Consider the following 14,003-nt stretch of genomic DNA (forward strand, 5'->3'; position numbering starts at 1 on the left):
GCTTACTCAGCTCGCCCGCCTCCCGACGTTAGTATTTGGGTGCCTCCGAATGCGGGGAAGTCAATGGCACGGCGGATGTCGTTCTCAGCAAAAGCTCTGATTGTCAAGGCTTGTTTCTCGATTCGATCGATGTCGGTGTTGGGATTTAGTCGAACTTTTCGCCGTGCAATTGCCTTTTCTGTCCTCGACCAATACTCGCCGTGATGCGCCATCTCATCCGTGGCCAGGATCATTCCGGCTTGTCCTTTGAACACGCCGACGTGATGGATGACGCGAAGCATCGACGCCAGCTTCCTGTCTCCTGTCACGAGCCAGGGGTCGACGCCTATGCCTGCTAGTCCTCGATTTTCCGCAACAAGTGCTGCATCCAGAACCATGAGGTCATGTGACCCATTCAGGGCCGCCTTGTCCATCTGATGAAAGCTCGATGGATAGCGCTGCATTGGCTTTTCGCGCTGTGTGAAATTTATGACGATGTCCCTCCACAAACCGTAAATCTCTTCACCTTCCTGTGGGGGCGGCGCAAGCACGAATCTGGCGATCTGCACCAATCGTGACGAAACAATATTTAGGTATGCCCGGGACAAGCGCAAGAACGTGGCAAACTGTGCATAGGGCGTTGCGGTGGCGTAATCTCGAGCGACCAGAAGCAGCAACAACAGCCCGCCGTAGTACTGCGCCATAAATTTTCGCTCATCCTCGTATTGTCCTGCGTATCTATCCTCCCGCACGCGACGCCCGGTACGGGACAGGTCGGGAGTAGAGCTGTGCGCATCGTCAATCCAGCTCAGACCGAACTTCGAGGGAAAGGCGTCAATAGCGCTAGCTGCCGCCGCTACTTCGCGAGCTGGTATTTCCATCAGGGCAAAGTAGGGGCTGATGTAGTACGCGAGGCCAAGCTCGTGGCAGCCGCGCAGAAATTCAACGAACTCCAATAGCCCCTGTCGTCTCAGAGTCCGGTCATCCGCGGGCACGCCGGGATCACAGCACTTAACCATGCCGATTACGATATTCGTATCCAGCGTCAATTGCGTCTGCCGCCCCATCAGCATGTTTCGACTCACACGAGCGAAGTCGAGGCGCGGTACGTCCGTGCCGAGCCTGTAGGCTTTGCAGCACGAGACTTTTCCGAACTCAGTGATCATGTGCTCATCTATGTGGGGAAAAATGAGACCTGTGCCACCAGCCTTGCCAGGGAGGATTCGGCGCTTCCGACGCGCCGACTTCCTTTCCTGCGATCGTGATTATTTCAGGTGATCGGTTATGGGGACCATGTACGGTGAAGATGCGAGTGCACTGATCGTGCTACCGCCGGACTTTCCGCATGATGACAAAAGAACAGGCGCCTCAGAGACGCCTGTTCTTTTTGCTCTTCTGGATGGCAACTAAAGTTTTTGCATTTTTTCCATGAGTGCAAGTCGCAGTTCGACCTTCTTCGATAACAAGGTGACGCCTTCGACGGTCGCCGGCTCAGTGGCGTGTTCGGTCAACACCTCGATGAGCTCCAGTGCCTTCCTGGACGCCTCCAGGGTGTCTTCCCGGCCATCGCGTGGGCTGCGGTCATCGAAGGGCTCCTGCAGCCGCTCGATCAGTAGATCGGCGACCGTTCCCATTGCCTCATAGATGCGTTTTTGCAAGTCGCTCATCGATCAAAACCTCGGTATGTGGGCGCATATTCTCGGACAAATCTTGCAGGCCTTGATCACGCTGAGCCTGTATCCGGCAATCATCATCCTGACGTCGTGCCCCTGCCGCTGCAGCGACATGATGCCGTTGTGCTGCGTAAAGAGGTCCTCCAAAAGCTGGAAGCAACCGTCGTCGTCATCGTCATCGTCGTAGTCGTCATCGTTCGCCGCGGGCTTGTTTGCAGCCGCGACGACGACCTTCGCCAGCCACCCTGGGGTGGAAAACCACTCGAACATCGGTGTGATGACGTCGGGTAGCCGGCAAGCCGCTGAGCTGCCCGGCAGGGTCGCATCGTAAATGGGATCGCCGGTTGCTTGCCCTTGGACGGCTGAAGACATGGGGCCGACCGGTGGGCGGCTCAACGCCCAGGTCGCCCCTGACGCGGCCAACGCGCCACCCGGCGGGGGCGGCGGAGGCGGCGGCTGAAGGCCCAGGGGATCTGTGCCCGACAAAGGGCTTCCGCCCACGTACACGTAAGTGCTGATGCCCCCATCCAAGCCGATCGGGTCGCTTTGCGCATACCGTCCCGTCCCCGGCTCGTAGTCGCGGAAGTAGTTGTAGTTCAACCCGCTGGCGGCGTCGAACCGCTGGCCCGGGAACCGCATGTCGAACACGAAGGGCACGGCGTCCAGGTCGGGATCCTGGTTCGGGGTGCTGTTGCCGAAGACCTCGCTGGCCAGATCCCATGTCCAAACGGCCACGTTGCGCACCGGGTCGATCACCGACCGAGGCGTGCCCAGGTGGTCGGGCTGCACGTAATGCAAACGCCCGACCGACGCGGCCGGACCGACCTGCACACCCACGGGCTGGTCCACGAGCCAAATGGCTTGCTGGATGGCTGCGCCCGTGGCGCCGTAGTCGCCCAGCCACTGGCCGGCTTCGTCATATACCGTGTAGGTGTTCGTGCTGCCAACGTAGCGCCGCACCCGCTCGCCCGCGCCGTTGTAGGCGTAGTTCATGGTCGGCACGCCGGCTTGTTTCACCTGCGTGAGCCGCCCATGGGCGCCGTAGACGAACTCTTTGGTCACCCCGTCGATCGACGTCGTGTTGCCGGCCGCGTCGTAGCCGCGGGCGACGCCGCCGACGGCGGCGAGGCGATGGCTGCCGGCCGGGTAGCCGTAGGTCTGGGCTCCGCCGTTGTTGGTGAACAGCGTGCGGTTGCCGGTGGCGTCGTAGTCGTAAGCCTCCAGGACCGTGCTGGTGTCGCCGTCGCGGAACTTGGTGAGCCGGCTAAGCGAGTCGTAATCGAACTTGAGCTTGGCCGGTAGGGCAAAGGCCGCGTTGTGCAGGGCCGCCACCTGCAGCAATTCGTTGCGGGCGAAGCCGAGATCGAGGCCACCCACGGCGTTATCGCGCAGGGACTGAACGGCGTAGTTCAGGTCGTAGGTGCGGGCGAGCACCCGACCGTTCCCGTAAGTCCAGCCGGTCGCGGGGCCGAACGGGTTGTAGCCGCTGACCGTAAGCAACAGTTCGCGCGTGCCGCCCGGGGGCGTTACTCCGACGCTGGCGACACGGCCACGGGTGTCGCGGGTGTAATCCACCACCGAACCGTCGGGATAGGTGAGCGCGGTGAGTTGACCGGCCACGTTGTAGGCGTAGCGCACGGTCAGGCTGACCCCGTTGGTGGTCTGCACCTTGCGCGCGAGCTGGCCGAATCGGTCGTAGCAATACGCCGTGCTACCGCTGCTGTCGGTCATGGTCGACCGGCGGCCCTGGCCGAACTGCTCCCCGCTCGTGCACACGGTGGGTACGGCGTCGTAGGTGAAGGACACGTTCAACGCGCTGTCGGGGTAGGTGACCGCGGTCACCCGGTTCAAGACGTCGTAGCTGCGCGTGCCGGTGACGTTGCGCGCATCGGTGGCCGTCTTGAGGTTGCCGGCCGCGTCGAACGTGTAGGTCGCGTTGCCGGTGTCCGGGCTGGTCACCTGCTTGCGCTCGCCGAAAGCGTTGTAGACGTAGCTCGTGTTCAGACGCTTGGGGTCGGTCACCTGCGTGACTTGGTCGAACACGTTGTAGGTGTAGTCCGTTTGGGCAGCGATGCCTCCGACATCTTCCAGCGTTTGGCTCAAGCGGTTGAGCGGATCGTAAGCCTGGGTGATCTGCCGCGACAGCGCGTTGGTGACGCTCGCCACGTTGTTCTCGGCGTCGTAGCCGTAGGTCGTGGCGTGCCCGCCGGCGTTCTTGTCAGCCTGCAGCTGCCCCAGGGTGTTATAGACGCGCGACAGCGTCTGCTTGAGGGCACCTCCCGGAGCCTTGGTGTCCTCTTGCTTGCGGTTGCCTGCGTTGTCGAGCGTGTAATGGACCGTGTCGCCGCCATTGTCGGTCACGTCAGTCAAACGTTGGGCGGCGTCGTAGGTGTAGGTGCTGAACGAACCGTCCGGTAGCGTCACCTTCTTGACCAGGCCGGTGGGCCAGTAATCGAACAGCGTCACCCGGTCGTCGGTTTCGGTGGCGTTGTTCGGGCCGCGCACCTTGGTGGACAACACCCAGCCACGAAGGTGGTAACTGGTGTCGGTGGCGACGCCGTTGAGGTCGAGCCTCGACAAGGGCCGACCCAAGGCGTCGTAGCCGAGAGTCTCCACGGAGCGTCCCAGCGCGTCGGTGACCTTCCACAGGTCGCCCTTGCGATGGAGGCAGACAGTGGGGTTGGTGGCGCAGTTGGCGTCGTCGGTGCCGTAGTAACTGAAGGTCACCAAATCGTTCACGTCCGACCGCGGGCCGTCGATGCTCTTGAGCAGGCCGAGGGTGGGGCACGTGCTGTTGGCAGCTGAGACGTCCGCGGCCTCGCAGTAAGCGTAGGTCGTTGTGCGCGTTTCCGCGGTCGCCGTGTCCTTGACCGACACCGTGATCGGCTGGAAGCGCGCGTTACGGGTAACGCGCGTTTCGCGGTTACCCAACTTGCCGAAGATGAGGCGGTTGCTGGCGACGTCGCGTCGTTCCAGGGTGACCCGTTCTTGGGGCGTGCCCAGCGCTTCTTGCGTGGTGTGGGTGCGGGCCAACTGGCCGGTGACCGGGTCGTTAGCCTCGGCGTAACTGTGCTGGGTCTTGTTGCCGCGACGGTCCTCGACCAGGTTGAGTCGGCGACGGAAGTCGGTGGCTTCGTCGTTGTAGCTGTGCTTCACCGTGCCGCGGATGTCGTTGACGTCGCCGACCTTGCGGGGCGGGCCGTTCGTGACGGCGGTGGTCAAGCCGTAGGTTGTGGGGTGCCCCAACGCGTCGGTGACGGTGGCGCCGCCGGCCGCGGTGTACGACAACGTCACGCCTTCGGCGCCACCGGCGTGCTGGCTGGAGATAACGCGGCCCTTCGTGTCGTAGGCGAACGTGCTGAAGCGCACGTTGTCTTCCGCGGTGATGCCGGTGAGGTGCACGGGGTAGCGCGTGTCCTCGTAGTGGTAGACCCGTGTGCCGCTGTTCGGGTAGGTGGCCGACGCGACTTGACCCTTGGGGCCGTAGCCGTAAGTAACCAGCGCGACGCCGGCGGAGGTCAACGAGGCGATGGTCGCGTCGCTGCCGGTGCCGTTGTAAGCCACCTTGAGCGAGCGCCCGGTCGAGTGGGTGATGGTGTCCAGTCGGCCGGCGCTGTCGTAGGCGTAGGTCAGGCCGGTGCCGTCTTCGGCTTGTTGACCGACCATCCGGCCTTCGGAGTCGAAGGTCACGACACCGGACGCGCGGTAGAGCACCCATTGCGCTCCACTCTGGATCAACCGCTCACCGCTGTCGTCGGTGGCCCAGTAAGCGGCGCCGTCCTGGCGGAAGCGGACCTGATAGCCGCTACCATCGATCAAGGCCACGGTGCCGCCGGTGAGGGTCAACCGCATGCTGTGGGAGTGGGTCCAGCCAGACCCGAAACCGCCGGAGGCGCTGGCGACGCCCGAATGGTAGTAGCGCGAGAACGTCAGCCAGCCGAGGGCGAGATCCGTCTCGGTTTCATACTTCTCACCGGTTTTAACGTTGCACGGGTTGCCCACGGTGGACGACACACCCTTGTCGCATTCCGAGCCCTTACCCGTGATTTTCGCGATGAAGTCGGTGTTGACGCAGGCGTTGTGTTCGTCCTTCCACTCGGTGCCTTGGAGCGGGCACTGTATTCGGCGCGACCGGAGGATGGAGAGATCTACGTAGTCGCTGCTGACGCAAGGATCTTCTTCTGTGTTGGAGCCACTCAAAACCGTGGAGTGGAAATCCTTGCGTTCGAAGCGGCCTTCGTAGCCGGGGATATGCACCTGCCAACCAGAAGCCGGCGTCAGCGTTGCGCCTCCCGGGCACTCGGGGTTCGTGGTCTGCAGCTCCGCGAGCATCAGATCGTAAGAGGCTTGTTCGGTGAGCTGGGTTTGGGAGGTGTCGCCATTGGGGTAGTAGGACCAGTTGGGATCGGCCGGCTGTTCTTTGCCCATCCAATACGACAACGTGATGTTGCCGTTGGTGTCGATTTGGCGGTCCTTGACCTTGGTGACTTGCTCCCATATCCCTGGAAAAGGCTGGTTGTGAGCGTTGACGGCGCTCAGCGCTTCTTGCTGGGTGTTGTAGGGGGTGTTCAAGCCGGTGGGCTCGAGCACTTTCCACGCGTTGCCGCTTTCCTCTTGCGCCATCGCGTTGGTGGAGAGCGCCACGCCAACGGCCAGCGTTAGGCTGGCTAAGCGAATTGTTCTGGCGCGGTGAGTGGGTGAAGCTCCATTTCTACTCGACATCACAGTCTCCTTGTGAGAGGGCAATCAGGTGCCCATTACCGGTGCGTTGTGGGTGAGAGGTTCACAGCGCAATCCGATTCCAGCGGCGCGGTTCAGTCACGCGATGCGTGATGGCAAAAAACCTTGCAACCCCGGCTTGTGCGGAACAGCAAGCAGGGCAAGTCACCCTGCGTGCGGCCTGGAGCGTTAAGGCTAATTGAGGCACGCTTAGCGCCCAAGATGACGGGCCACCCGGTCAAGGCAGGCGCGGGGCTCGGACTGACAGCGGGGTATCGACAAGTCCATTTGCATCACTCCATGTGGGATCCGTTTTGGTGGCTCGCGGTCGTGTCCAAGGCGATAAGCCTGCCGAGCCCAACGCTTCATCGAAAGTATTTAGCGGAAGCCAGAGTGTCACATATGCCTTCTCTGGCGTTTACTTCTGGACTCCGCTCATTGGTGTCTTTGGCGGGGAAGTTGCTTGGGTATCTTGGCCAGATCAAGGGCATTGATCTGCGACGCAAGTGTTTTTCTTTGTGAAAATCCCATCCCGTTGACGCGGAGCCCAGTAGTCAGGCTAGGCCGACCTTGCGCGTCCCAGAACCCACTGAAAGTGCCTGGGAGGGATGTCTGACGCGTAGATAAAGACGACACCACCCGGCTTAACGAATTACCTAAAATCGCCAGTCTCATCGGGTCTCGGCACCGGATGGGTTCCGAACGGGCTCGTGCTTCACATTAGCACCCTGCCTTACTCTTGTGCGTTCCAGCGCCGGTGCGGCTGTCATCTCGTCGGCTGCGCTGACTCAGTCAGTCGGTCCAGCATCAAAGTCCTTCATCGAAGTCAGGTCTGATGTTTGTAACGAATCGTAGAGTTTTTCTTGAGCCTCGGTGAGGCGGAAGGGCGCGGCCAGGCTGCAACTAGTGACGGGCCTGGTGTGTTGACGTCGGGGGCGAACGTGCTTGAGGTCTTCGATGTATTTTTTTGAAGGCATAGAAATGCCACGGAGCTCCGCTTCCATGCGTGCTCTATCAATTTGATGTGCGACATCATCCCAGTACTCTGCCCGACTTCCATCGTCGAGATCGGCGATAGGGCGCTGCGTCGGGCTATCGCCAAAAGGCCACTCGAGATAATCGGCAAAGGCGGGGACTAGAACATGCTTCGCGAGACATAGGTGCGGACAGCTGCCTACTACCGCGGCAAAGCACCCCATGAGTGCGAACTCGTAGACATCGTCGAATTCGGTTTGGCCCATCAGGCGACGAAGTCGGTGGCGCCCAAGCAGAGCGAGGAACGCATCTGTTGTGCGTAGATCTGCAAGGGAATCGATGGTGTCGGTGTCGTCAGGCACTTCGCGTCGAAACGAACTTCGCGCAAGCGCTTCGGGAGACTCATCCCAGACGCGACTTCGTGCTATTCCAGCAGGTAGCATTTCCAGCAAGCGCAACACAGTATCCACACTTATGTCGCCGTCGGTGAGTAATTGCCCGATGGGATGAACTGTCCAGAAACGCAGTGCTGTATTCCCATGCTTTTTCGAGATGGCATTGATTGTCTTCTCGCTCGGAATGGCGCCTAACAAGTAGCGTGCGTACTTCCGCGTTCCCTCTCCGCTGGTGGCGCCTCGCTGAGTGCCAACCCCCTTGCCATCAAGACTGGCCTCGATGCCCGTGGTCGTCCACGTTCCGGCAAGTAGGGCTAACTCCGCATAGCAGGCTGCCCCGCGAAGCAGAGACAGGCGGTGCTGGGCCAGGGCCGGGCTGGGACGGGTCTCAGAGGCTGGTGACATCAACGGTATTCTGAGGGGCGGCAAAGTACCGAGTTCGGTATTTCAACGATAGCCGTTTCACCGTATGCAAGTCAGGACCTGCCTTGTACGGTCTCTGCATGGCCGATCAAGAACATACGAGCACAGAGGGCCCGGCTCTGGGCGAGCTGGTCTCCCATTACGAGCAACTGCTGCTGGGTCGATACGGACCATTAATCCGGGGGGCAGACCTGGTGCGGGTCGCGGGGTACCCCAACTCGGAGGCATTACGCCTCGCGGTTCGTAGACAGGTTGTGGGGTTCCCGGTCTTCAAAATTGCCGGTCGGCGGGGGCGATTCGCTCATGCGGGCGATGTGGCCCGCTGGCTGGCGCAGGTCGACGCGCATTCGCAAGTCAAAGGAGGATCCATGAGCTAAGCATGCTCGCATTACCCTGCTGAGGCCCCAGAAACGAGAAAACCCAAGCGCGCCAACGCTTGGGTCCTTTGTATCTCGTCTTTCGGTGCAGCCGTCGAACTTGCCTATCTCGACTCCTTTAGCCTCCCATGCCCGTCCCCTGGCGTCAAGGGAGGCGAGTGTGGTGTTCGGCCAGGGACTACGCTGCGCCAGGGCCTCAATCCATTCAGATCCAAGGATTGAGGTATCTCATGTGTTGCATATCTGATTTGCGCGGCCGCCTGGCCGTGCCTACCACCATTTCCTATGAGATCGAAGGGGTCGTTCCCGACTACCGACGCATTCCCTTGTCCCGGAGCACGCATATGCGTGGCTGGCATCCCGTTCGGGAGGGACATCCCGCGACCCCATTCGAGTCTTATCTAGAGTGCCGCGTCATTTCGGTGTTGGCGCGGTACCCACAACTGGTGTCGATCAAGTCTCAGCCGGTGACGATTTTTTACCGGCACGACGGCCGTGCTCATCGCTATACCCCCGATCTTCTCGTGCAACTGTCTGAGGTGCCGATTGCGTTGAAAGTGCTGGGGTTCGAGGCGCTTACCTACGTCGAGGTAAAGCCCCAGCGTCGCGCGATCGAGGTGGAGGACACGCTGCAACGCCAGTTCAATGTAGTGCGCCAGGCCACGGGTCATGCGGTGGCATTGATCACCGATTGGGACCTCCTCGCCGATGAGACGGAGGAGTGCCTCTATGGCTTCTGAACTCAGGGTCGGGCAGCAGGTTCTCTACCAGGCGATCCAAGGCTCGGTACTGGAGATGCCTGGTCACGACACCGTGCTCATCGACTTTGGTGAGCTGGGAGTCGCCACCGTCGGCCGCAACGAAGTGATTGCGATTGCCCCAGCCAAAGACATCCTCGCGGGTTCGACGCTCTCACGCATCTCCAATGAAGACTGGCAAAAGGCCGCGGGCCGAGCGGACGCAATCCGCACGCTAATAGCTAGCGGGGCGCCGACACGCGGTGATGTGAAAACGGCAGCTTCCAAGCTGGGTCTGTCTGAACGGCATCTGTGGCGCTTGATTCGCGATTTCCGACAGCACGAGACCATCAGCGGCTTGGTCTCCCTGGCCGCTGGTCGCAAAACTGGGGCCAAGGTGCTGCCCGCGGAAGTCGAGCGCGTGATCACCGAGATGATCGAAACGCATTTTCTCCAGCCCGAGCGATGGACGAGGACCGCGCTACACGAGCGCATTGTGATGGAGTGCGAGCGACGGGTGATCAAGCCCCCATCGTTTAAAACAGTTTCTTCCCGGCTCGACGATTACCGGAGTCGTGAATCGCAACGAAAGCGCATTGGTGCGAAGGCTGCTCGCTACCAGTACCAACCTATGCCGGGGCATGTCGAGGTCAGCGGGCCCCTAGAGCGCGTCGAGATCGATCACACGCCGCTGGATGTAATGGTGCGTTCAGACGATCGGTGCTGCGACTACGTTGGCCGGCCGTGGCTGTCCATCGCAATTGACGTTTACACCCGTTGCATCCTCGGCATCCAAATCGGCTTTGAAGTGCCATCGATTCTGTCGGTCGCGTTGTGCCTGACTCATGCCGTACTGCCAAAGTCGCCAGCGGCTGAGTTCGGCGTGCCGCTGGACTGGGGCATGCACGGGATTCCAAAAGAGATCGTCGTCGACAATGGCAAGGACTTCGTCTCGACGGCGTTTCGACGTGGCTGCGAACAGTACGGGATCTTGCTTACGTATCGTCCTGTTGGAAGTCCGCATTACGGAGGAACCATTGAACGCTTGATCGGGACGATGGTGGGGCAGTGTCATTTGCTACCGGGAACGACCAAGAACTCGGTCAAGGCACGGCGCGACTACGACAGCGTCAAGCACGCCGCACTAACTCTGAGCCAAGCGCGCTCATGGTTTGTGGAGCAACTGCTGGGGCGCTACCACCTATTGCCGCATCGCACGCTTCGTATCCCTCCGGAAGCTGCGTGGAAGCGCGCCATGGAGGGCGAGGGTGGGGTTTGATCCGTTGGAATTCCTGGCAGCCTTCCTCCCAGGCGACTATCGGGTGCTCACGCGAACCGGCGTGGAGATAAACAACCTGCAGTACTGGTCGGACGCTCTGTCGCCTTGGGTGGGTCAACGCAAGAAGGTGCTGGTCACCTACGACCCCAGGGACATCACCTTCGTCTACGTCCGCACACCGGGTGGCGTGCTCGTTCGCTGCTCGGTGACGACACTAGGCGTGCCGGCGATTTCACTGGCCGAGTGGCAGTCCCGACGCCGCTACGAAGACAGTCTCGGAAAAGACCCGGAGCGAGTCGCCAGAAGGCACGCCAGCATGCGCCGAAATGACGAGCGCGTTGCGGAGCTCAAGGCCTCAAGGCGCGTCCGCCGCAGGCGAGCCACAGAGGCCGCGGGGGATCGATTCCGTAGCGTGTCGACCCCTACGGCGGAACGCTCGCTGCCCGTGGACACCGCAGTTCACATCGTCACCGAACCCGAACTCGAACCGGTGGGTGACATCACCTCTATTCGCATTTACGAGATCGATACCTATGAATAACTTCGACGCAAGAACCTTTCGCGATGACGATTCGCAACCGAATGGCAATCGCAGCCCGAGCGTGTCGGCTTCAGGCCGTTTGGAGCCGACAACTCAGGCCCTCTTGGAGGCGCCCTTGGAGGCGCGTATCCAGCACGTGCTGCAGGACCGACTCGTTCGGTACCCCGCGTTCGATTCGGTGAAGGGCCAGGCCGAGTGGCTGATCTACGAGCCCAGGCAAACCCGAGCGCGTGGGATCGTTGTGAGCTCCGAACGCGGCAACGGTAAGACAACGCTCGCCCACATCATCAATCGTCAGTACAACCACCGCTGCAATCTTGATCGCCCGTTCGTGGTGGAGATCAGTATGTCGGGCGCTCGAGATGCACGTACCGTCTATGGCCGCATCCTGGAAAGCCTGGGAAGCCCGGCACGGATCTCCCACAGGGTGAGCGACCGGGAAACGTTGGTCAGCCGGCTGCTGCGCAGTGTGGGGTGCCGCCTTCTGGTGCTAGACGAAGTGCAGGACATCATGCTCGGTAACGAGCGCGAGCAGCAGCGGGCGTTGGAGGGCATCAAATTCCTGATGAACGAGCTCCAGATGCATGTGCTGGGCTTTGGCACCGACAAGGCTTTTCAGGGCTTGGCAAGTGACCCGCATCTAGAGGCCCGCTTCACTGAATACGTCTTGCCCCGCTGGAAAGCCGACAGCACCCTTGCCAACTTTCTGGCGACCTACGAGCGCTTTCTTCCGTTTTCTGAGCCCTCTCACTTGGGTCGAGAAGAGGTCGTCAAGCATATGGCCAAGGTAGGCGGTGGGACGTTGGGTAGGACCGTCACCCGCCTCCAGAACGCAGCGCTGGAGGCCTTGTGTGCGGGGGAGCAATCCGTAACGATGTCGCGGCTGGAGACCGCGCACATGCGCCCGGCGCGTTGTGCGATTCGTCCGCAGGGGAAGCCGTGATGGGCGGGCTCACGTTACGGGTGGATCCGCCTTACGAGGGCGAAAGTTTATCCTCGGTTATAGGGCGGGCGGCGCAGTTCTATGGTACGCCGCTGATGGCGTTGTTGGCGGACCTTGGTCGACCCGCTGGATCTTCGGATCGGACTTACGATTTAGACCTTCGCCCCCATCCGCTCATCCAATCGTGCATAGGCGACGCTGTGCCGAATTGGCGCTCACCTGTGGATGGCCACCGTGGCTTTCATCACTGGGTCCTCGGGTCGTCTCATCGCACCTCCTATTGTGTTCGCTGCTTCGAGGAAGATCTGGCGCAGGGGAGGACGCCTTACTTTCGCCTTGATTGGGTGCCCGTGCTGGTGACGAGCTGTTGGAAGCATCGAGTCCCCTTGTTTAACTGGCTGGACGTCAGTTCTGGGGGGATGCGTCGGTTGCCGCGAGCATGGATCCAGAAATCGGGCGAGGCGAGCTCAGCGCCTTCGTTCTTCCAGGAGCATCAGCGAAAGCTCAATGAGCTTATGGATGTTCGCGCCGCGGACGCCCACTCTCGGGTTTCAGCCGCATTGGATTGCTTGGACGCGTTCCAGCGCCTCATGGAGAAGCAATCAGAAGACGAATTGCTCATCCTGCCCGATGACAACCCATCCGTAAGACTGCGGGGGTTGGGGCACGAGATGATCATCTCGACGATGAAGTTCTGGCGGCAACAGATGGTCAGCCGTGCCCGTCCGGTCACGATCGACGGAGCTTACAGTGCTTGGTTCGACCCATATGTCGAGTACCCGGAGCGCGTCCGAGGCTCGTGCCTCAACAGCGCACTGCGTCGCGCATGGGACTTGGGATGGCGCCGAAGCTACTTCGTGTTCACCGCTCAGGCTTTGACGCCGCAGGGCGATCATGGCGCAGGCGGTCTCTGGTGGGGGCAGGTGCCAAAGCTGGGCTATAGCCTTGATGGCGCGGGCAACGTCGACCGGAGAGCTCACGGTGGAAAATAGTCGCCTGGATCGGCAGTGCGATGCGGCAGCACCGAAAGCTTGTTGTTTCATCAGCATGCCTAAGTGCAGCGTCGCTTACGTTGCCAAGGAATTTGTCAGTCCATGTGCCTGCGCGCCTCGAAGTCCCATGATGAGGCCGGACGCATGAGGACAAAGTCCGTTTCCGCTAGGACGCTGAATGTCTCAGTGAACGGCGCATAGAGAAGGACGCGCCAGCCCTCGTTGGTGAGTTCCACGGCGTAGGGATGGTAGATTTCGCCGGCGTCGTCGACGCGATCGATACGGAGCAGTCGAGGCTGCGGATAGCGGCGTGTATCGTCGGAGCACCGCGCCTTCATCATCGTGTGGGCTACCGCATGGGGGTAGCCTGGATGGGGGGCGTGCTCGGCTTCTGCCTGCGCCTCTTGGACGGCGTCTTCGTGGCTATGGAACGCAGCGGCGATGTCCAGCTCGTCGAAGGTCACTTCCGGTACTGGATAGGGCGGACCCCAGAACCATGCCGGATGCAGTTCTGGTCGCAGCTCGATCGCCGCAATCGAACGCTGACCGACGTCTGTGCAGCGCCAACGCTGGCCCGTGCAGGTTTCAAACTCGGTCCCGATGGCAAAGTCGGCGTGCTTCATCGCAGTTCCCTGGGCTTTCACTAAGCGGTGTAGTGGCTTCACGATCAAGAGATGGCCCCACGTGCTTTGCCGACGAGATCGAACGGGTGCAACGAACTCGGGGTTCGGGGGGCCTCGCGGAGTGGCTCGATCGCGCTGCCCATCCATGGCGTTACGGCGGGACGTGCTCGCCGCGGGCGTAACGCCAGCCGGTGTGGGCCGCAGACGATGGTGCCCCTGGTCGGAATCGAACAGACGTGGACGCGCTTATCTGGCGCGTGCTCTCACATGGGTATAAGGCCGGCGCTCTGACCAACATGAGCCACAGGGGTGTGATCGATCGTTGCGATCACGCCGGCATTCGAGGA

At 61.1% G+C, this 14,003-nt stretch carries 10 protein-coding genes and 1 pseudogene; 6 read left to right on the forward strand and 5 right to left on the reverse strand.

All coding sequences use genetic code 11. The features are described from left to right. Positions 1-2: 2 nt before the first annotated feature. From BLU84_RS17755 to BLU84_RS26655, 4 genes are all read right to left on the reverse strand, one after another. Positions 3-1,145, reverse strand: coding sequence for a hypothetical protein (locus tag BLU84_RS17755; RefSeq protein ID WP_139175084.1), 1,143 nt, complete (start codon positions 1,143-1,145; stop codon positions 3-5). Positions 1,146-1,385: 240 nt separating this feature from the next. Then, the gene (locus BLU84_RS17760; protein ID WP_074870484.1) at positions 1,386-1,646 is read right to left on the reverse strand and encodes a hypothetical protein; all 261 of its coding nucleotides are present in this window, start codon (positions 1,644-1,646) and stop codon (positions 1,386-1,388) included. Between the two features lie 3 nt (positions 1,647-1,649). Continuing rightward, positions 1,650-6,296: an RHS repeat-associated core domain-containing protein gene (locus tag BLU84_RS17765; RefSeq protein WP_074870486.1), complete on the reverse strand. Its 4,647-nt coding sequence runs from the start codon at positions 6,294-6,296 to the stop codon at positions 1,650-1,652. An 863-nt stretch (positions 6,297-7,159) separates the two neighbouring features. After that, positions 7,160-8,146 carry a hypothetical protein gene (locus BLU84_RS26655; protein ID WP_139175085.1) on the reverse strand — a complete coding sequence of 329 codons (987 nt, stop codon included), beginning with the start codon at positions 8,144-8,146 and terminating at the stop codon, positions 7,160-7,162. A gap of 739 nt (positions 8,147-8,885) precedes the next feature. Between BLU84_RS26655 and BLU84_RS17775 the strand changes: the two genes are divergently transcribed. The 6 genes and pseudogenes from BLU84_RS17775 (at position 8,886) to BLU84_RS27825 (ending at position 13,033) form a co-directional block, all read left to right on the forward strand. After that, positions 8,886-9,281, forward strand: coding sequence for a hypothetical protein (locus BLU84_RS17775; RefSeq protein WP_139175086.1), 396 nt, complete (start codon positions 8,886-8,888; stop codon positions 9,279-9,281). Continuing rightward, positions 9,271-10,557: an integrase catalytic domain-containing protein gene (locus BLU84_RS17780; RefSeq protein WP_074870489.1), complete on the forward strand. Its 1,287-nt coding sequence runs from the start codon at positions 9,271-9,273 to the stop codon at positions 10,555-10,557. The genes BLU84_RS17775 and BLU84_RS17780 overlap by 11 nt, the downstream gene beginning before the upstream one ends. Continuing rightward, on the forward strand, positions 10,547-11,098 hold the full coding sequence (locus tag BLU84_RS17785) for a Mu transposase C-terminal domain-containing protein (protein WP_170849195.1): 552 nt from the start codon (positions 10,547-10,549) through the stop codon (positions 11,096-11,098). The genes BLU84_RS17780 and BLU84_RS17785 overlap by 11 nt, the downstream gene beginning before the upstream one ends. Further along, positions 11,091-12,041, forward strand: a complete 951-nt coding sequence (locus tag BLU84_RS17790; RefSeq protein WP_170849196.1) for a TniB family NTP-binding protein — start codon at positions 11,091-11,093, stop codon at positions 12,039-12,041. The genes BLU84_RS17785 and BLU84_RS17790 overlap by 8 nt, the downstream gene beginning before the upstream one ends. Further along, a pseudogene (locus tag BLU84_RS28795) lies at positions 12,041-12,418 on the forward strand (TniQ family protein); the annotation flags it as partial. The gene BLU84_RS17790 and the pseudogene BLU84_RS28795, both read left to right, overlap by 1 nt. A gap of 9 nt (positions 12,419-12,427) precedes the next feature. Beyond that, positions 12,428-13,033 (forward strand): hypothetical protein, encoded by a 606-nt coding sequence (locus BLU84_RS27825; protein ID WP_233431181.1) that lies wholly within the window; start codon positions 12,428-12,430, stop codon positions 13,031-13,033. 95 nt (positions 13,034-13,128) lie between these two features. Here BLU84_RS27825 and BLU84_RS27555 read toward each other — a convergent pair whose 3' ends face one another. Continuing rightward, positions 13,129-13,656, reverse strand: a complete 528-nt coding sequence (locus BLU84_RS27555; protein ID WP_074870498.1) for a hypothetical protein — start codon at positions 13,654-13,656, stop codon at positions 13,129-13,131. Positions 13,657-14,003: the final 347 nt, after the last annotated feature.

The organism is Lysobacter enzymogenes, assembly GCF_900106525.1.
In the GTDB taxonomy this organism is placed as follows: domain Bacteria; phylum Pseudomonadota; class Gammaproteobacteria; order Xanthomonadales; family Xanthomonadaceae; genus Lysobacter; species Lysobacter enzymogenes.

Bases quoted from the DNA above. Each gene is read 5' to 3' on its own strand.
- BLU84_RS17780 (WP_074870489.1), top strand. From the start codon at position 9,271: ATGGCTTCTGAACTCAGGGTCGGGCAGCAGGTTCTCTACCAGGCGATC.
- BLU84_RS17790 (WP_170849196.1), top strand. From the start codon at position 11,091: ATGAATAACTTCGACGCAAGAACCTTTCGCGATGACGATTCGCAACCG.
- BLU84_RS17775 (WP_139175086.1), top strand. From the start codon at position 8,886: ATGCGTGGCTGGCATCCCGTTCGGGAGGGACATCCCGCGACCCCATTC.
- BLU84_RS17760 (WP_074870484.1), bottom strand. From the start codon at position 1,646: ATGAGCGACTTGCAAAAACGCATCTATGAGGCAATGGGAACGGTCGCC.
- BLU84_RS27555 (WP_074870498.1), bottom strand. From the start codon at position 13,656: ATGAAGCACGCCGACTTTGCCATCGGGACCGAGTTTGAAACCTGCACG.
- BLU84_RS26655 (WP_139175085.1), bottom strand. From the start codon at position 8,146: ATGTCACCAGCCTCTGAGACCCGTCCCAGCCCGGCCCTGGCCCAGCAC.
- BLU84_RS17755 (WP_139175084.1), bottom strand. From the start codon at position 1,145: ATGATCACTGAGTTCGGAAAAGTCTCGTGCTGCAAAGCCTACAGGCTC.